The following is an 18,744-nucleotide window of genomic DNA, read 5'->3' on the forward strand; positions in this document are numbered from 1 at the left end:
ATTACTTGTATAAAAAGACGCTGGAAAGTTAAGATTCCTTCCAGCGTCTCCAGTGATTATTTATTGATTGTATCGTTCATCAGATTGGCAGAGATCAGGAAGTTAGCCAGAATCTTAGCCATTTGGTCACGCTGGGTATATCCGTTAGGATCATAGTTTCCATCCAGCTTACCTGAAACGATGCCAGCCTGGTAAACGGCTTCTACACCTTTTTGAGCCCAAGCGCCGACTTTCTTCGCATCTTTAAAGTCAGACAGCTTTTTCGACTTATCAAGCTGAGATTTATCATAGTTCAAGAATTTAATGTTCATGGCACGCTCAATCATGGCTGCCGCCTGGGCACGTGTGATTTTTTCATTAGGAGCAAAAGTGCCGTCGCCGATGCCTTGAATCACGCCATATTTAACTGCCGCCATCAATTCGCCTTCTTTGTTGAACCACTCTTTTCCGCTTACATCCTTGAAGGTATGATCATATGCTTGTCCGGGAAGACCTAATGCACGGACCAGGAGAACGGCAAATTGCGCTCGTGTCATATGCTCGGCCGGATCATACTTGCCTGTTTCTTTCCCTTTAATGATGTATTTCGAAGCAAGGGTTTCAATATACTCCTCTGCCCAGCTCTTATTATTAACATCAGGGAATGTAACATCGTTTTCCACAATTGTATATTTAGAGTTCGTTAATGACTTCACTGTTGCAGTTTTGCCGTCAAACAGTGTTGGGACAGCTGAGAATGTTCCATTGTCATTCAACTTAACTGCAACAGACTTTTCAGCATTAAACGTCTTGCTTCCAACAATGTTTCTTTCTACATAAGAACCGAAGACAGAAATCGTTTCAGTTTTGCTGCCTGATACAGCCTGAACAGAAAACTCGATAACATTTGATGCAAGCTTCAGGCTGTTCTTTGAAACTGTACCGCTTACTTTGCTTAGGTCTACCACGTTGACAGCTACTGTAAGGCTCAAGCTGCTTTCGCTGACACCAAGCTTTTTCGCAAGGGCACTGACATTGATTTCTGATACCGGCAGATTATATGAAGCTTCCTCTGTACGGACAGCAACAACCGCTTTGACATTCTTTTTCAATGCTTCGCTGAAAAGGGAAGCAGGAACTTCTGCTTTAACATCCTCTCCTGCACCAACGCTCTCAAGTGTAATTGGTACGACGCTCTTTTCAGAAGTAATGGCAGCCACGATTTCCTGCACCTTCTCAGGTACAACCTTTGTCACAACCTCTGTCACACCTGAAGAGTTCGTCACCTTTTCAATGACAGACGAATCAGCCGGGAGGGTTACGTCGTTTTGGCCAGGGTTAGACGGCTGGGTTGGGACTGGGCCGCCTCCGCCGATTCCGCCTCCAGACGATGGTGTGTTAGGGTTACCAGCCTTTTTGGCAGCCATAATGAATGCCCCTCTTAATGTATCCAAATCATTTGAACTCAGAATACTTTTCGAAACTAACTTATTATTAATATTATCTTTAATATCAAAGATACCTTCAAGACTAGTTCCCATCTTTGAAGCTAGCTTATTATTCAATTCTTTATACTTTGTATTAGAATTTAGCAGTTCATCCCTTATTTCAGCGGTAATACCTTCAATAGAACCTGTTAGTATTACTTCAAATAAGTCTGCAAGGTTCTTGCTAAGGTATTTTTCCCACAGAAGTTTCTCCGAATCAACAAGGAACTCAAGAACAGTGTCAATAGAGCCAGTTCCGACAATTTCCTCAAACGCACGGCCTTCATCAGACTCCTTAAAGTCGTTTAACTGTCTATCAAGATTAGCAGAATTAGCGGTAAAAACAAGCAAGGATAATTCTTTTGCAATGCCCTCGGCTGTAACTTTATTCAATGGTGCGTCTAAATCACCTAATTGGTCATTAATCTTTTGAGCTGTTGCTGGAGTCAGCACAGCTGTCCAATCTCCAGCTCCAAAAGAGCTAAGTCCGTTAGCAGCCTTATTAAAAACAGCTTTCTCTTCGGTTGAGAAATTGCTGTAAATCAGCGTCATTCTGTTCAAAGCATCAGTGGATGTAGCTTCGGCAGCCTCAACTTTTTCTGACGCTGTGAAAATGCCTGTTGTGACAACCGGTGAAAAAGCGATAGTCGCAGCCAGGATGGCTTTGACGGTTTTATTGCTGAATGGATATTTCTTCATAAAATACTGCACCTCTTATTTTTTACTTCCTATGTAAAATATGTATATATTTTGAAGGAGCGGAAAATCTAGTACTATCATACTTTATCGGTTTAACTTATTCAATGGTTCTGGTTATATTTATCTATATAATATTGTAAAACACTTTATATTTTACAATATTTTTCTTTTCTTTCCTATTTTATATGGTAAGATTTTATTATTTGAATCTGAAAGGAGAACTTCACGTTCATGGAAGGTAAGAGAAAAAGAAAGAGAAAGAAAAATAGCAGGAGCAAGGTTTGGAAATATATATTCATCACTTTTCTAGTTCTTCTGATTGGCGGAGGCGGGACGTTACTTTATTTTCTAAAAATAAAAACGTACGATGTGGCTGATGCAAAAGTCGAGGAAATAGTTGATCAGGAATACGATATTGTCCTTCCTGGTGAAGATGGGGAACAAGCCAGTACTGATAGTGAATCAACTGCTGATTCCAGCGAAGGCAGCGATGGCGGGGCTGCTTCTGGCACTTCCACCAGTGCAGAAGCGGGGACTTCTTCTGGAACAGCCGAGAAGGCCGGGAAACAAGCACAAGCTGCTCAGAATGGATCTAAGCAAGCTTCGCCTAAAACCCAATCACCCGCCACAGCTGGAAATAAAGGTGCCGGCACAGAACCTGATGCTAAAAAAGATAATCCAGTAACCGTAGCAAGCATAAAGCAAAAATACCAGCCGACCTTTGAATCGCTCGAAAGCCAGGCAAATGAGCGGCTTAATTCACTGGTTTCACAGGCAGTGAGCGAATATCACACAAAGAAAGCGAACGATGAATCCATATCTGTTACTTATTTTTACCGTAAGTACAGTGAGGCTGGCCACGCTTTAGAGAATAGCACTGATGGAGCTTTCCAATATGTTTATGCGGCATTAGAGCAGGACTTGAAAAAGAACGGATTCAGTTCTTCCCATGCGGCAACCTTTAAAACCAAATATGAGAATGCTAAAAAAGCAAGAGAGAGCGCACTGCTTGATAAAGCGAAAGGTGCACTATAATAATCGGGACAAACCACACAGGTTTGTTCTTTTTTCATTGGGAAAAAGGTTTGCAGGATAACTTTTTTCCATTTTAGTATTTTTATGTATCCTAATTAGGTAATTAGACACATTTACAAATAATCTTCAGCATAACAATATAAGAAAGAGCTGGGAATAAACTGCTATACAGATTAGTCCTCTATAATGTTATGCTATCGTTTATGACATAGTTAAACCATTCAATAGACTCGGCTGAAAGGAAAATGAAATGAAACCAACTAAAAAGCAAAAGAAAAGAAAGTGGCTACAGATTACGGCAATTGCTGCTGTCATCCTGGCGGCTGCAGTTGGCGTCTATGCATATTCTGTTTATCATTCGCTGACTTCTGCTGTAGAAACGATGCATCAGCCAATAGAACGGGAAAAGTCCGAAAAGCGCCAGGAGACAGTCACTCTTGAAAAAAGAGATCCCTTTTCAGTTCTCATGCTCGGTGTAGATGAACGTGACGGAGATAAGGGCCGTTCAGATACGATGATTGTCCTGACAGTCAACCCTGAAAAGAATTCGGTTAAAATGCTGAGTATTCCCAGGGACACTAGAACAGAAATTATCGGACATGGTACCACTGATAAAATTAACCATGCCTACGCATTCGGCGGGGTACCTATGGCGATGGATACTGTTGAAAACTTCCTGGACATACCGATTGACTATTATATACAGATCAACATGGAAGGCTTCCGCGACATTGTCGACTCTGTCGGCGGCATTACTGTTAACAATGATTTAGATTTTGATTCTGGCGGGTATCATTTCCCTGAAGGTACTGTAACAATGGATGGAAAAAAGGCGCTTGCCTTTTCAAGAATGCGATATGAAGACCCAAGAGGCGATTTCGGCCGCCAGCTGCGCCAAAGAATGATTATCCAGGCTGTACTTAAAAAGGGAGTAAGTGTTTCTTCATTAGCCAATTACGATGAGATTTTCTCAGCACTGGGTAAGAATGTGAAAACAAATCTTGCCTTTGGTGAAATGGTTGACATTCAGAAACACTATAAAAATGCAGCTAAGGATATTGAACAGATTTCCATCGAGGGAACCGGAGAAAGAATTGATAACATATGGTATTTAATGGTTTCAGATGAAGAAAAGGGCAGAATTCAGTCGGAAATGAAGAACCATTTAAGCTTATAAATGATAAAGGGCCGGTATCCAAAAGATATCGGCCCTTTTTATCTAGTTAAATTTGGTTGGCGAGTATCGTTACAACTGCACTGGCCAGTACGGTTACTACAGGGATTGAAATGTAGAGCAGTCGCTTTTTCAGCTGTTTCTTCCTCTTGATTTCTTCCGGTGTGGTCCAATTTCTTTTCAAGGTTTGACATCTCCTTTACAAGTGATGGCAGCTGGCTGGCCTTATCGACTGAATAGAGGCCCCTTTAGCTTTGCGTCATCATTTTTCAATGATTTTGCCTTTGGTATTTATATCGGAACTATCTGCCCTTTATTAAACAGGACTTTTATATCATAAACAAAATATCTTGGCAATTCCAGTAATCCTTAAGATTTCATTTAGGTCTTTATGCTCATTTCTGAACATTCCATTGTATCTTCTTTCTTGATAAATTTCTTGAATCCTGTATGATTCCTATGAGGTGCTATTTACATGAAGGATTTTGACAGACTGCCTAAATCAATAAAAAAGACTATCCGTTATATTAATCAGGATGTTAAAACAATCGAACAGCTTGATAGAATAGAGAAGAAGCTCAATCAACAGCTGGCCGACAGAAGAAAGAAGCTGATGGTGAAAGACTTGTAATGCTTTCAAATTCTCCAGGCCTATAAATGGAACAGGAAAGACAGCCACAATAGGACTGCTCACTTCTGTCAGGTTAATTTCTGACTGCAGTTCCGTAATGGCTGTCTTCCTTCTATTCCGACAGCCGCTGGATCGTCTTCGCCAGAAGCAGCGTCCTTTCCGCAAGCGTCGGAATTTCTACATATTCATTTTCGCTGTGGGCATTGCCGCCGACAGGTCCGAGCCCATCCACGGTCGCAACGCCATTGGCAGAGGTGAAGCTGGCGTCCGATCCGCCGCCTGTAGCCGTATCAGAGACATCGAGCCCAATTTCCTTGCCAACCTCCTGGATGACATGAAGAAGCGATTCGTTCTGCTCATTCTTCTCCATCGGCGGGCGGCTGATCCTTCCCTTGACCTCCACCCTTGTGCCAGGCACATCGGTGTGGGAGCAGATTTCCTCAATTTTTTCCTGGAGGAATCTTGCCTGCTCCATGTCGGTGATGCGGATGTCCACATGGGCGACCGCGCTTGGCGATACCGTGTTGACTGCCGAGCCGCCTTCGATCAGCCCGACATTGACACTGATGCCTTTTTCATAATCGTTCAGCTCATGAAGCTGGATGATCTTGTGGGCCAGCTCCTCGATCGCGCTGCGCCCTTTTTCCGGCTCAATCCCCGAATGGGCAGCACGCCCTTTGACGATCACCTTGTAACGGCCGCCTCCCCTCCTTGAGGAGACAAGCGACCCGTCCTTCCTGGCTGGCTCCATGATCAGGGCATATTCCTTGCCTGCCGCCTGCCCGATGATCAGCTTCTTGGATGCCGGTGAGCCGATTTCTTCATCTGTGTTCAGCACGATCAGGACATTTTCATATCCCTTTGTCCCGCTCGCTATCAATGCCTTCAAAGCGTACAAAAGCTCAGCCTGGCTGGATTTCATATCCGCCACACCAGGTCCCAGCGCCCTGTTCCCCTCAATCCGGAACGGCCTTTTGGCTGCTGTTCCATCAGGAAATACCGTATCCATATGGGCAACAAGGATGATCTTCGGATCAATGGCATTTTTGTGCCTGATGATCAGATTATTGCCATACTTCTCCTGTTCGTCGACCTGGACCAGGAACCCGAGCCTTTCGTACTCTTCCTTCAGGATAGAGCCTACTCTATCTACCCCCTCTTTATTGTGGGAACCGCTGTCGATATTGACGAGCCTTTCGATCAGCTCCAGCATTTCCCCTTGCCTGCTTTGTATAAAAACCTCCACTTTTTACCCCTCCATAAAAATGAGCCCCAATTATACACTTTTGTTATGTATCGATTATACCTTACTATTTTGTTTATGTTTCACAATTGGAGAATGTTAACAAGATAAATTTGTCCGGTGATATTTTTACTCACTGGCGAATATCTTTTTATAACTTGTCTAAAGGAGGCCGGGCGCGATGAAAAAACGCGGCAAATTCCCTATTAAGCTCATCGTGATTCTCATTGCCTGTGCAGCCCTCTTTTTTCTTATCCGGCTCGTCCTGCCTTCCGCAGAAAAAAGGGCCGTCAGCACAATTGATGAGTTTTATACATACGAGCAGAAAGGCGATTTTTCAGCTTCCTGGGAGCTATTCCATCCGGAAATGAAAAAGAAATTTGATAAAGGCCCTTATATCCAGGACCGGGCCCACGTCTTCTTGAACCATTTCGGGGTCAATACCTTTTCCTATGAGCTTGGCAAAGCCGAAAAGCTTGAGAACTGGAGGATGGCAGATGGCGGGGAAACCTTTCCTAAGGTTTATAAAGTCACGGTTACCCAGATATACAAAGGGAAGTACGGAAATTTCAATTTAGTGCAGGATGTGTTTGCGGCCGAGATGGAGGATGGCTGGCGGATCCTTTGGGATTATAAGCAGAAATAAGAAGAATTCTCCTGCAAAACCTTTCTTATTTAAGGATGGTTTTCTTCATTTTCTGATAAATTGGCATTTTTTTCATTTTTTCTTATTTCCCATGATTTTTATACGAATTTTTTATAAAAAATATCATTTTTTAGATAAAAAAGTACTAAAAACGAAATTTTCCCTAATTCGCAAACAATTTATTTCCCAACTATGCTGAACTTACCCGGGAATACCTGGCAGGCGCGCCGCCCGATAGGAAAGTCCGCATGGAAAACTTTGAAATGCTTGCAGAACAATACCAGCCGATGATCCGGAAGATCATCCGCACACTATCCATCTATAAAAATGAAGATGAATTCCTGCAGATCGGCCTGATTGCCCTTTGGGAAGCACATGAAAACTTCCGGCCGGAAAAAGGCGAGTTCACTAATTTTGCCTACACCACTATCAAAGGCAAGTTCCTGACAGAAATGACCCGAAACAATAGAGAGGAAGAACAGAAGGTTTATGCGAAGGAAGAATTCTGGGAAAATATCGAGGATGCTGATTCTAGAGTGCCGTTCGAGAAAAAACTGATCCTCTCATACTGCGGGGAACTGACAGATAATCAGACAAAATGGGTGATGTACACGGTGCTGGGGGACTTGACTGTTCCGGAAATTGCAGCAAGGGAAAAGGTTTCTTTGTCTGCAGTCAAGGCATGGCGGAAAGGCGCTAAGGAGAGGCTTAAAGGAAACCGGGAAATTTTTAGTTGAACTGTAACTTTTCTGTAACCATTTTTAACCAGACTATAACTATTTCATAGACGGGGAACTGTATAGTAGAGCTATACCAAGGTTTATCATCGTTTTACCCCATTTTTGAAAGTCCGGCCTGCTGACTGGCACCAGCACGCCCGGCTTTTTTTGGGGGATGGTGACTGGCACCCCAAACAAAAAACAGCCGCCCAACAAACAGCGGCTGTTTAACCTATCTCGCATCCCGAACCTGCATCGCCTTTTCCGGATAATCCGTCATGATGGTTTCCACCCCGAGGTCAAGCAGCTCACGCATCTGTTCTTCTTTATTGATCGTAAACACACGGACCGGGAACTGGTTGCGTTCCGCCTCCCTGCTTGCCTCCGCATAGGCAACCGGCGCATAGACATGCAGTGCTGATGCACCAATTCCAGCAGCATATTTCCACGGCTCATACAGCACCTCCATGAACAGGATGGCCGTCTCAATTTCAGGATCCAGCTGATGGACTCTCTTGAGGCTGTAATGATTAAAGGATGAAATAATCGCATGGGATTTATATTCATATTTCTCGAGCGCTTCGAGCACCTTTTCCTCAATGCCCTCATAAGGAATGACATCACTCTTGATTTCCACATTCAGCTTGATGCCCGTTCCCTGCAGCAGCTCGAGCACCTCGGAAAGCACAGGAATCTTAGCTCCGGCGAACTCTTCCCTGAACCACGTACCTGCATCCAGCTTCTTCAGTTCTTCAAATGTCATATCCCTGACATTCCCTTTGCCATTTGTCGTCCTGTCGACCTTCTCATCATGAATGACAATCAGCTCGCCGTCCTTGGACAGGTGGACATCCAGTTCAATGCCGTCGACTCCAAGCCTCACAGCTTCTTTAAAGGCAGCTATGGTATTTTCTGGATGTGTGCCCTTGCTGCCGCGGTGGGCGTAGATTTTAGTTTTTGACACGCATTTCCCTCCTTTGTCTTCTTATTTCCGTTATACCACAAAAACACAAACCAAAAGAAAAATCCTCTAAAAATTTCAAACAACTTTTACAACTGGACAGGATCAGGCATACTGATACGAACAAAAGAAAAGGTGCTATAACATGAAAAAATTATTTACTTCCTTTAGTTTTTTACTTATCATATGTGCCTGCTCAACCAGTGAACATCCCCCAGACAGCTTTATTGTCATCGGCCACCGCGGTGCCTCCGCCTATGCCCCGGAGCATACGATTGCTTCATACGAAATGGCCGCCCAGCTTGGCGCAGACTATATTGAAATTGATCTGCAGATGACGAAGGACGGTAAGCTCGCTGCCATGCATGACCAAACGGTTGACCGCACGACGAATAGATCAGGTGCTGTCCAGTCTTTTACATTGGAGGAGCTGAAGCAGCTTGATGCGGGTTCCTGGTTCAACCGCAAGCATCCCGGTTATGCCGACCCGGCATACAGCCGCCTGAAGGTTCCTTCTTTAGAGGAGATCTTTCAGCATTTCGGCAGCAGGGTGAACTATTATATTGAAACCAAGTCTCCTGATTTATATCCCGGGATGGAGGATGAACTCTTAAGGCTATTGCGTGAATATGGCCTGATAGGCAGCAAAAAGGACAATGCCCGGGTAATCATCCAGTCTTTCAGCAGCAAAAGTCTTAAAAGGATTCACCGGAATGAACCTGACATCCCTCTGATCCAGCTGATCTCCTACAAAGAAAAGGCTGTGTTGACAGATCAGGACATCAAGAAGCTGCAGAAGTATGCAGCCGGCATTGGCCCGAATTATAATATGATTGATGAAGAGTACGTAAAAAAGGCCCGGGCAAACGGACTGCTTGTACACCCCTATACAATTAATAAGCTGAATGAGATGGAAGAAGGGGTCTCTTGGGGAATAACAGGGGCGTTCACGGATTTCTCCGATACGTTGACAGAGGTTATTAGTAATCATGCTGGCAGAGAATAATCAGCATAAACGTAAAAAAACTTCCTTCGACGGGAAGTTTTTTTATCTTCTTTTCGACATACCCTTATTGCAATCAGCCACTAATCTCCGTGATTTTGGATTCTCCTTGGCAATCAGACAATTATTTCTCAGGAAATAAGAAAAAGCCCCGTGAATAGAGTCGTATCTTGTCAATATTTCTTTTGTTTCATTTACAATAAATGGCGGTATAAAGATAATAAGAATTTAGGGAAAACTATCATAGAGAAAAAAGGTCTTGCTGTTACATTGTTGGTTTACTCATCTAGCTGCCGCAGAATATTCGTTTTTTTATCAATCAAAAAACACAAGGAGTGGTACTAATGAAAATCAAAGCAGGAAGCTGGGCCATGCTATCCCCACAGGACAAATTCCTTCTACTGAAAATTATCAGCGAACGTTCTAAACATACAGATCATGAATAAGCCATAAAAATAGCTTAGAAACCGGGAGCGGCTTCTAAGCTATTTTATTTATTTCCGGGCATAAAACGAAGATGCAGGAAGAATTCTATGTGTTTATATAATGCCTTGTAATCTCATCCCAAATCGCTTTCCCGCTTTCTGCTTTCACCGGTGTCAATGTCTGCCCGAACATAATCTTATGCCCGGCAGTCTGACAGATATTGGCCGCCGGCATAGGGGAAGACAAAATATCAAAATCATAGAGCTTCATATAAAATTCCTCATCCCAGTGAATGCCGTTCTCATCTTCATGATCAGCAGCCTGGACAACCCCTGTCGCCACACCACGTGCGATGATTCCCCTCTTGTTGCTATATAAAAATACGAGATCCCCTTCCTGCAGCTTCTTAATCTTTTCTTTCCATGGCGAAAAATATGCCGCGCACTTCGCATTGGCCAGCATATCCCTCTCATCCCTGCCATTCGGGCAGCCTGAACGGTTTGTATTAATCAAATAGGCTTTCTGCGGCATGGTATCACATCCTTGGTGTTTGTTTTTATTATTTTTACCCGGTTTCGGAGGTTGTAAAAGGGGGCGTGTTTTTGGTAAAGGGCTAGGGAGTGGAGAGTGCTAATGAGGGAAAGGGTTTGGGATACATGATTTCCTTTCTAAACGCCCTCTTATGTATCCCATCTGGCTCTTCATATACATGACTCACTTTCTAAACGCCCTCTCATGTATCCCATCAGGCTCTTCGTATACATGACTCACCCTCTAAACACTCACTCCTGTATCCCATCGCTCCAATGCAGGCAACATCTCCCCGCAAAACACAAAAACACCGCCGCATCAAAAGCGGCGGTGCCTGGCACCAGCTTAGTACATCAAATAATCCTTACGCACTTTAGTAAAATCTTTGAGCTCATCCTTCCACTGCGATTCAATCCACTCAACAGATTTCCCTTCTTCAATGGCATCGCGGACCCAGCCGTTTCCAATGAGCTGGTCGAAGAAGGAGATGCCGCGGCTGTCTTCAGCACGGAATGCAAAGTCCTCCGGATACAGGTCATGGATGCTTTTGACGATATGCAGTCCGGTTTTAACTGGTTCAAATTCATCAGGGTCTGTGATGTGGATCTGAATGCCGTGGGACAGTTTGCCGGCGTGCTTGGAAATCGATGGTGTGAAGGATGCTGCCCGGAAGCTGACACCCTTCAGGTTCAGGCTGTTGAGCTGCTGTGCCAGATTATCGGCATTGATGAACGGTGCTCCGATCAGCTCGAATGGCTTCGTCGTTCCCCTGCCTTCCGATACATTGGTGCCTTCGATCAAGGCAGCTCCCGGATATACTAGGGCGGTATCCAATGTCGGCATATTCGGTGATGGCATGACGAATTGGAGACCCGTTTCGTCATAAAGCATATCCCGCTTCCAGCCCTTCATTTTGACGACTGTCAGGTCTGCGCCGATCTTGAATTCCTCATTGAACAGCTTGGCAAGCTCGCCGACGGTCATCCCGTGGCGAAGCGGGATTTCGTAATTGCCGACAAAAGATTTATACGGTGTTTCCAAAACTGGCCCTTCCACCTCAGTGCCGCCAAGCGGATTCGGGCGGTCAAGGACGATGAATGGGATATCGTTCTCTTTTGCGGCTTCCATTGCATAGGCCATGGTGTAGATATAGGTGTAAAAGCGGGTTCCGACATCCTGGATGTCAAACAGCAGGACATCGACGTTTTCCAGCATTTCCGGGGTCGGCTTTTTGGTTGCTCCATAGAGACTGTATACGGGAAGACCCGTTTTTTCATCTGTATAAAACTCGACATATTCCCCGGCTTGCGCGCTTCCCCTTACACCATGCTCAGGTCCGTACAGGGCTGTAAGCTCTACTTCGGGATCATTATGAAGGAGGTCTACAATACTATTAAGCTCTTGATCGACGCCGGTTGGATTAGTGATCAAGCCGACGCGCTTTCCTTCTATTAATTCCTTCTGATCATCGAGCAGCACCTCGATGCCCAGCTCGAATTTCTTCGCTTTCTTATCTTTGCCTTTATGCTTTCCGTTATCTGCGAAGGCTGCTGCAGACAGGGCGGAAAGTACGAGAATCAGTGACAGCATAATGATCAAGCGTTTTTTCAATGTGACCCCTCCCTGGTTTTGAGAAAAGCCCCAGCCCTGGAATCCAGGCACTGGAACCCTTCATATTGAAAAAATAGTCCAGCAGGAAGATTGCCTTCCTGCCGGCTGCTTTAGTAGCTCAGACCGTGGCCGTATTCATACAAAGTTCCGCCTTCAAGCGACGGGATTGTCACTGGAAGCTTTCCTGCTGGCGCGAACTCTCCGAAAATCGCACCTGCAGTTGCTTCAAAGCTTGCCGGGCGGAATCCGTACTGCGCAAGATAGGCATCTGTGCCTGGCACGGCCATGATGTCATAAGGATTGCGGATGGCTACCGTGATGACTGGTGCATCTGTTTCGCTGATCAGCTTGTTGATCATTTTCATTTGTGCGCTGTCAGGCGAGCGGCCGGAAACATTATACGTGTAGGAGCCGACGATGACTGCTTTTGCTTTTTTCGCTTTTTCCAGCTGTTCTGCCGTGAGGCTGTAGTCAGCTGATACTATGATTTCTGTATTAGCGTGGCGTGCTTTTACTGCGTTCCCCAGGTCATTGATATAGGTGCTGCCGATAACGAGGATAGAATCACTGTCTGCCGCTGATAGCGGAAGGGCTCCTTCATTTTTCACAACGGTGATTGATTTCTGTGCTGCTTCCTTTTCAATCGCTTTATGTTCGGCAGAGCCTACGACATTAAGGGCATTGGCAATCTTATCGTTCAGGTCCTCCGGTGTTTCTTCTTTGATGATTCCCCGCTTGAGCTTCAAAGTCAGAATTCGCTTAACAGAAGCTTCGACCCGTTTTTCCGAAATTTCTCCTGACTTAACAGCAGCCAGCAGCCCTTCAGCGACTGCTTCGAGTCCGACCGGCATCAGAACAATGTCTGTTCCTGCTTTGACGGAGCGGATCGCTGCGTCAACAGGCCCAAAGTGCTCTGCGATGGCATTCATGTTCATCGCATCTGTTGTAATGACTCCCTCATAGCCCATTTCCTCCCTCATCAGCTCTGTGAGCACTTTGTAGGAAAGGGTTGCCGGGAGGGCAATTTCTTCACCTGTTTTTTGTGAAATTACTTTTGTATCATCGATTTTCGGGAAGGTGACATGTGCCGTCATGATGGCATCAATGCCTGCTTCCATCCCCTTTTGGAATGGATACAGCTCCACTTCCTTCAATCGCTCTTTATCATGCGGGACCTCAGGCAATCCAAGGTGGGAATCGACTGCTGTGTCGCCGTGGCCAGGGAAGTGCTTCGCTGTTGCCGCGACGCCTGCAGACTGCAGCCCCTTTGTATAAGCTACCCCCATCTCAGCTACAAGCTCAGGGTTTTCCCCGAAAGAGCGGACGCCGATGACAGGATTGTCCGGGTTGTTATTCACATCCATGACAGGCGCGAAGTTGGTGTTGATGCCGAGGGCAGCAAGCTCTTCACCAATAGCTTTCCCCACCTTTTCGGCAGTTTCAGGGGAACGGGCGGCACCAAGGGCCATGTTGCCCGGCATATCAGTTCCCGACTGCAGGCGGGTGACAATGCCTCCCTCCTGGTCGATTGTCATCAGGAGCCCGTATTTTTCTGATGCTTCCTGGTATTGTGAGACCAGCTTCGTTGTCTGCTCGGTTGTCACGACATTCTCGCGGAAAAGAATGACGCCGCCGAGATGGTATTTTTTCACAAGCGCTTCAATTTCCGGCTGGATTTCTGTTACGTTCTGGCCTTTCCAGGTCCGGAAATCCGGCATAAGCATTTGCCCGACTTTTTCTTCAAGCTTCATTGCTTTGACAGCATCATCGACCAGCTGATAGCGCTTTGATTTTTCCTTGCGGATTTCTGCCTGAAACCCGGATTTGCGATTTTTGGCGTCAATGGCGATCCGGTCTTTATTTTTTCCATCTGTTACGGTAATAAAAGTACGGCCATTTTTTCCTGACAGTGTTACAGTTCCGTCATCAGATACCCTGGCGACCGTTTTATTGGAGGAGTTCCAGTCAAGATTCTTGGAGACTCCTAGAAAATGCCCTTCCTTATAGACATGCAGTGCTTTAAGCTGCAATGTTTTTCCGCTGAACTGCGTCTCGGATTCCGGCAGGTTCTGCAGGAGGACGAGATCCTTCACCTTATTTTTGCCGGCTGCCGCTGCAGGCTGAAGCCAGGCGGAGAACCCAAGGATCAGAACCAGAAAAGTCATTACAATCGTTTTGAGCTTTTTCAAAGCCATTCCTCCTCAACATTTAATAGCTGCGTTTTTGCCATTCTTCACTCGCAAACTCAGGCTTTATGTCTTTACCTTTCTCAGGAGAGATTTTTATATTATCCAGGTACCAGCCTCTGCCGTTGACGGTTGCATCGGTTTTATAGCGGAAGCGAATGAGCTTAGTATCTGCAGGAAGCTCAGCTTTAACCGTGCTCCAGCTTTCGCTGTTTCCGGTAAAAGATTTGACTTCAGTCCAATTTGTGCCGTCTGCTGAGATTTCCAGATAGCCATAATCGCTGTTTTCCTCAATCCGGTGCCAGGTTTCAAAAGAGAGAACCGCCTGTGAATGCAGATCGACTTCAGCTGTCAGGCTTTTTTCTGTATTATCGCCATAGCCCGAGAACCAGGCCGGCTGCTTGCCAGGGATGCTGACCGGAATGCTGTCTGCCACCTGTCTTGCAAATGCCCTTCTTGCTCCATTCGTTGAAACGGTGTTCCTTGTCGGATGGACCCGGTTGGTCAGCAGGATGGCAATGGTGTCATTTTTCTGGGAGATGACAACTGAAGTGCCTGTGTAGCCTGTGTGGCTGAGTGAATCTTTATCTGTCAGCGCATCGCCGAGCCAGCCCTGGTTCAGCTCCCAGCCTAGTCCGTGGTCATCGCCTGGAAACTGCGGGATCTGATTTTCCGTAAGAGTCCTGACTGTTTCTTTTTTCAGGATGCGCTTTCCGCCATAGGTACCTTCATTTACATACATATGTGCAAACTTCGCCAGGTCTCCAGCTGTGGAAAAGACACCGGCATGACCGGCGACGCCATCAAGCGACCAGGCATTTTCATCATGAACCTCTCCCCAGACAAGGCCGCGCCCAAGGGCAGGCTGATATTCAGTGGCTGCTATCCTGTCCTTCAGACTTTCGGGAGGGTTATACATGGTATCCTTCATGCCAAGAGGCTTGGTAATATGGTCTCTCACATATTCATCCAGGCGCTTGCCTGACAATTTTTCAATAAGGGCTCCGAGGGCAATCATGTTGAGGTCGCTGTATGTATAAGTGCTCCCCGGTTCATTGGCAAGCGGATATTGCAGAGCGATTGAGATACGGTCTTCGCGGCTGTTCCCTTGTGAATAGAGAGGAATCCAAGCCGTGAATCCAGAAGTATGGGTCATCAGCTGCCTGATGGTCACCTCTTCCTTGCCGCCGGCTGCAAACTCAGGCAGATAATCAGCCACCGGATCATCAAGATTGAAGAGGCCTTTTTCATAAAGCTGCATCGCGGCTGTTGTTGTAAAGATTTTGCTGATGGAAGCAAGGTCAAAGATGGTGTCCTTCGCCATGGAGATAGGCTGATCGGCTTCTGTCAATCCGTCATCTTTGTACTGATAAGCCATGCCATAGGCTTCATGCTTGACGATATGGCCGCGCCGGGCCACAAGCGCCACTGCACCTGGCATCACCCTGGAATCAATCATCTCCTCCATGATTCCATCGATTTCATTGAGCGGGCCTTCAACCATGCCTGCACCCCTGGCAGATCCCGGATGAAGCACCGGCGATGATTTTCCCGGATGATCCCATGGAAATGGAACAGGAGGCATAAACTTTGAAGAACTCATTTCCGGATCCCCCGCTTTTTCTTTTGCTTCAGGACTGTCGCTTGCCATAACTGCAGGAGCCACAGCGCTTAGGCTCAGGATGGCAGCCAATGTCACTTTCACAGACTTATTCTTCATCTTATTCCTCCTTTTATCATCTCTGAACACGAACCGGACTATCTCCTTCCCTCCCTTTAATTTAAAAATTCAAATAATTACATCTTTAGGTTAGCGAAATAAGTGTATAGATGTCTATACCAAAGAGGACCTAGTCAATGCTGATTCGACGTCAGAACCGTGACTTTAGGCATGGACAGATGGGAGGATTTGTTCGACAAATGTTTTAAATACAATAAAAGGGACAAATCTTCTTTTTTTATTTACTCCGCCTATTAACAAACGAAAGTCTTCAACATTAAACCTGCCGAAAGCAATTTTGAAAACGCCGCGAATCAGGAAACAGGTACATGGCGGGCTATGTCTAAAAAAAGACGGAATGCCCGCATGGCCTCCGTCTTTTCCTGCTATACCTGACTCATTAAAACTGTTGCCAGCACACTTGAAACAATAGTAAATACAAAAATTGATATGTACAATATAATTTTGTTTCTTTTTTTTCTCCGTTTTATAACTTCAGGCGTGTCCCACTTCATTTTTGACATCAAATAGTCCCCTTTTCTGTTTGATGGCAGCTGGCTGGCATTGTTTTTTTTCCACATAAGCCCCTATAGCTTTGCGTCATCACTTTTCAGTGATTTTGCCCTTGATATTCACCCTCTCATCCTGTATTTACCAGATCATGCACTAAAATTTAATACCACACTAAAAATTAAATAAACATGATTTTCAAAAAAATATTTTTTAAATATAGGTGCCGGCCATACTACTAAAGGAGGTCTTGCAATATCACTTTGTTTAAACCAGTCCATTTTATCCGGAGCGTACTCCTTAAAAATAAAAAGATGCCTCCTATCGGGAAGGCATCTCTATTACTTATCCTTTGATTTCAAGCAGTTTCTGGCGCAGTTCATTTTCCATAGAAGCCAGGTCACTTTCTGCCTGGCGCCGCTTATTGCGGCCCTCCTCCTGGATCCGGAGTGTTTCTTCCAGAGTGGAAATGAGATTTTCCTGGGTTTTCTTAAGCGTCTCAATGTCCACTAGGCCGCGCTCATTTTCCTTGGCGGTTTCAATGGTATTGGTTTTCAGCATTTCCGCGTTTTTCAAGAGCAGCTCATTGGTTGTTTTTGAAACCTGCTTCTGCGCTTCAACGGCATGGCGCTGACGGATAAGGGTCAGGGCAATTGCCACCTGGTTTTTCCACAGCGGGATGGCAGTGTTGATGGATGCCTGGATCTTTTCGACAAGGGCCTGGTTCGTGTTTTGGATCAGGCGGATCTGCGGGGCGGATTGGATCGTAATTTCCCGGCTCAGCTTTAAATCGTACAGCCTCTTGTCCAGCCTGTCCGCAAACTGAAGCATATCGTTGACTTCCTGGAATTTCATCTGGTCGCCTGATGATTCCGCTTCCTTCCTCATCTGCGGGATTGTCTGCTCATGAAGCTCCTCGAGCTTGATTTCGCCCGCTGCAATATAGACATTGAGAGCGTGGAAATATTCCTTGTTCGTGTCATATAACTTCTCCAGCATATGGATATCGGATAAAAGGACATTTTTGCTGCGGTCCAGCTTTACGCTGATCCGGTCAATCTGCGCTCCTGTTTTTTGATATTTGGAGAGGATCTCCTGGACAGAATCGGAGATTTTTCCGAACATGCGGGAAAACAGCGACTGCTTGCCCTGCTTCAGTTCATCCGGATTCATATCATTGAGGCGCTTCATCAGGTCATTGATGATATCACCGACCTCTCCGATATCCTTTTTCTGGACATGCTCGAGCATGCTGTGCGAGAAGGTGAGCAGCTTCGTCTGAGCCTGAGTCCCATAAGCAATCATGGCCTGGTGGTTGCGCGGGTCGATCTGCTCGGCAATCTGATAAGCCCGGGCGCGGTTTTCCTCCGGGATCACGTCTATGAGCTTCACCGGTTTCTCTTCTTTCGCTAGCTCCAGGACAGGTCCGCCATTCATGTCGCCGAACGGGTCGGCAAGGATATCATCCATAAGACTGCTCGTCTTTTTCGTTAATGATGGGTTTTGTTCGCTCATTTCAGCCTCCTGCTTTCTTCAGGTAATCGGTTTTCCTTCCACGTTTTAATCGAGTTTTTTGCCACGTCTATTTCAAAATTAAGATTATCAATATCATCGGAAATCACTTCGTACAAATCCTTCTCAACCGTCTGGGAGAGTTCATTGATGGTCCTTCGGGTTTCCAGCAGCGACTGGTCGATTTCAAGGTTCTTCTTCGGCTGGGTGGAGAGGAAAACATATTTCTCCGTCATTTCCACCAGAGAATCAAGATGGGAAAAATAAAACCGCTCCGCCTGGTAAAAACGCTTCGGCTCTTTCTTCGTCAGCCTGTAAATCTTCCGTGTGATCCTCATCAGTTCAATCCGCTGCTTCAAAGAAGGAAGATGGCGGATCGCAAATAATGACTTGTGCAGGCGGGAAATTTTCTTTTTCCCTTCTGCAAGGTTTGTCTTGATGTACTTGTATTCCCTCCGCGAAAGCCCGTGCTTCCTGAGGAAACGGACACGCCCGATCTGGAATGCAGCCAGATACACTAACGCAGCCGCTCCGCCTGCTATCAGTCCGGATAAGAAAAACGTCTGGTCAAATCCGAAATAACTGACCGTCCAGACCGACCCGGCGAACGGGACAGCCAGTACTGTGCCTATAAGAAACGAAACAATCCGGTTCATTCATATCGACTCCTG

16 protein-coding genes and 2 riboswitches are annotated in these 18,744 nt (G+C 45.7%); of the genes, 6 read left to right on the plus strand and 10 right to left on the minus strand.

From position 1 onward, the window contains the following. Positions 1-56: 56 nt before the first annotated feature. Positions 57-2,165 (minus strand): S-layer homology domain-containing protein, encoded by a 2,109-nt coding sequence (locus N288_RS20595; protein WP_009792948.1) that lies wholly within the window; start codon positions 2,163-2,165, stop codon positions 57-59. A 369-nt stretch (positions 2,166-2,534) separates the two neighbouring features. Between N288_RS20595 and N288_RS20600 the strand changes: the two genes are divergently transcribed. Together N288_RS20600 and tagU are read left to right on the plus strand one after the other, a co-directional pair. Further along, the gene (locus N288_RS20600) at positions 2,535-3,200 is read left to right on the plus strand and encodes a hypothetical protein (RefSeq protein WP_156917023.1); all 666 of its coding nucleotides are present in this window, start codon (positions 2,535-2,537) and stop codon (positions 3,198-3,200) included. A gap of 250 nt (positions 3,201-3,450) precedes the next feature. Further along, the gene (gene tagU, locus N288_RS20605) at positions 3,451-4,377 is read left to right on the plus strand and encodes a polyisoprenyl-teichoic acid--peptidoglycan teichoic acid transferase TagU (protein ID WP_009792946.1); all 927 of its coding nucleotides are present in this window, start codon (positions 3,451-3,453) and stop codon (positions 4,375-4,377) included. A 46-nt stretch (positions 4,378-4,423) separates the two neighbouring features. Here tagU and N288_RS25740 read toward each other — a convergent pair whose 3' ends face one another. Further along, a complete protein-coding gene (locus N288_RS25740; protein ID WP_022544416.1) occupies positions 4,424-4,558 on the minus strand; it encodes a hypothetical protein in 135 nt (44 codons plus the stop codon). Positions 4,559-4,581: 23 nt separating this feature from the next. Next, positions 4,582-4,667, minus strand: a riboswitch (cyclic di-GMP riboswitch). Between the two features lie 182 nt (positions 4,668-4,849). Between N288_RS25740 and N288_RS20610 the strand changes: the two genes are divergently transcribed. Further along, positions 4,850-5,005, plus strand: a complete 156-nt coding sequence (locus N288_RS20610; RefSeq protein WP_009792945.1) for a hypothetical protein — start codon at positions 4,850-4,852, stop codon at positions 5,003-5,005. Positions 5,006-5,117: 112 nt separating this feature from the next. Here the strand turns inward: N288_RS20610 and N288_RS20615 are convergent, their stop codons facing one another. Next, the gene (locus N288_RS20615; protein WP_009792944.1) at positions 5,118-6,251 is read right to left on the minus strand and encodes a M20 family metallopeptidase; all 1,134 of its coding nucleotides are present in this window, start codon (positions 6,249-6,251) and stop codon (positions 5,118-5,120) included. Between the two features lie 178 nt (positions 6,252-6,429). Here N288_RS20615 and N288_RS20620 point away from each other — a divergent pair, with 178 nt between their 5' ends. Further along, on the plus strand, positions 6,430-6,894 hold the full coding sequence (locus N288_RS20620) for a hypothetical protein (protein ID WP_009792943.1): 465 nt from the start codon (positions 6,430-6,432) through the stop codon (positions 6,892-6,894). 248 nt (positions 6,895-7,142) lie between these two features. Next, positions 7,143-7,631 carry a sigma-70 family RNA polymerase sigma factor gene (locus N288_RS20625; RefSeq protein ID WP_009792942.1) on the plus strand — a complete coding sequence of 163 codons (489 nt, stop codon included), beginning with the start codon at positions 7,143-7,145 and terminating at the stop codon, positions 7,629-7,631. Positions 7,632-7,845: 214 nt separating this feature from the next. On the opposite strand, the gene N288_RS20630 is transcribed toward N288_RS20625, so the two are convergent. After that, on the minus strand, positions 7,846-8,577 hold the full coding sequence (locus N288_RS20630) for a glycerophosphodiester phosphodiesterase (protein ID WP_009792941.1): 732 nt from the start codon (positions 8,575-8,577) through the stop codon (positions 7,846-7,848). A 142-nt stretch (positions 8,578-8,719) separates the two neighbouring features. On the opposite strand from N288_RS20630, the gene N288_RS20635 reads away from it, so the two are divergent. Beyond that, complete coding sequence (locus N288_RS20635) at positions 8,720-9,580, plus strand: glycerophosphodiester phosphodiesterase (RefSeq protein ID WP_009792940.1); 861 nt, start codon at positions 8,720-8,722, stop codon at positions 9,578-9,580. Between the two features lie 528 nt (positions 9,581-10,108). Here N288_RS20635 and N288_RS20640 read toward each other — a convergent pair. The 6 genes from N288_RS20640 to N288_RS20670 all read right to left on the minus strand — a co-directional run bounded on the left by N288_RS20640 (position 10,109) and on the right by N288_RS20670 (position 18,729). Next, positions 10,109-10,534, minus strand: coding sequence for a hypothetical protein (locus N288_RS20640; RefSeq protein WP_009792938.1), 426 nt, complete (start codon positions 10,532-10,534; stop codon positions 10,109-10,111). A 345-nt stretch (positions 10,535-10,879) separates the two neighbouring features. Then, positions 10,880-12,124: an exo-beta-N-acetylmuramidase NamZ family protein gene (locus tag N288_RS20645; RefSeq protein ID WP_396137121.1), complete on the minus strand. Its 1,245-nt coding sequence runs from the start codon at positions 12,122-12,124 to the stop codon at positions 10,880-10,882. 131 nt (positions 12,125-12,255) lie between these two features. Further along, on the minus strand, positions 12,256-14,340 hold the full coding sequence (locus N288_RS20650; RefSeq protein ID WP_009792936.1) for a glycoside hydrolase family 3 protein: 2,085 nt from the start codon (positions 14,338-14,340) through the stop codon (positions 12,256-12,258). A 13-nt stretch (positions 14,341-14,353) separates the two neighbouring features. Beyond that, a complete protein-coding gene (locus tag N288_RS20655) occupies positions 14,354-16,051 on the minus strand; it encodes a serine hydrolase domain-containing protein (RefSeq protein ID WP_022544419.1) in 1,698 nt (565 codons plus the stop codon). Positions 16,052-16,597: 546 nt separating this feature from the next. Beyond that, positions 16,598-16,685, minus strand: a riboswitch (cyclic di-GMP riboswitch). Positions 16,686-16,906: 221 nt separating this feature from the next. Continuing rightward, positions 16,907-18,076: a toxic anion resistance protein gene (locus N288_RS20665; protein ID WP_022544420.1), complete on the minus strand. Its 1,170-nt coding sequence runs from the start codon at positions 18,074-18,076 to the stop codon at positions 16,907-16,909. Then, positions 18,073-18,729: a 5-bromo-4-chloroindolyl phosphate hydrolysis family protein gene (locus N288_RS20670; RefSeq protein WP_009792932.1), complete on the minus strand. Its 657-nt coding sequence runs from the start codon at positions 18,727-18,729 to the stop codon at positions 18,073-18,075. Before N288_RS20670 ends, N288_RS20665 begins: the two co-directional genes overlap by 4 nt. Positions 18,730-18,744: the final 15 nt, after the last annotated feature.

Source organism: Bacillus infantis NRRL B-14911, from assembly GCF_000473245.1.
Lineage (GTDB): Bacteria > Bacillota > Bacilli > Bacillales > Cytobacillaceae > Bacillus_AB > Bacillus_AB infantis.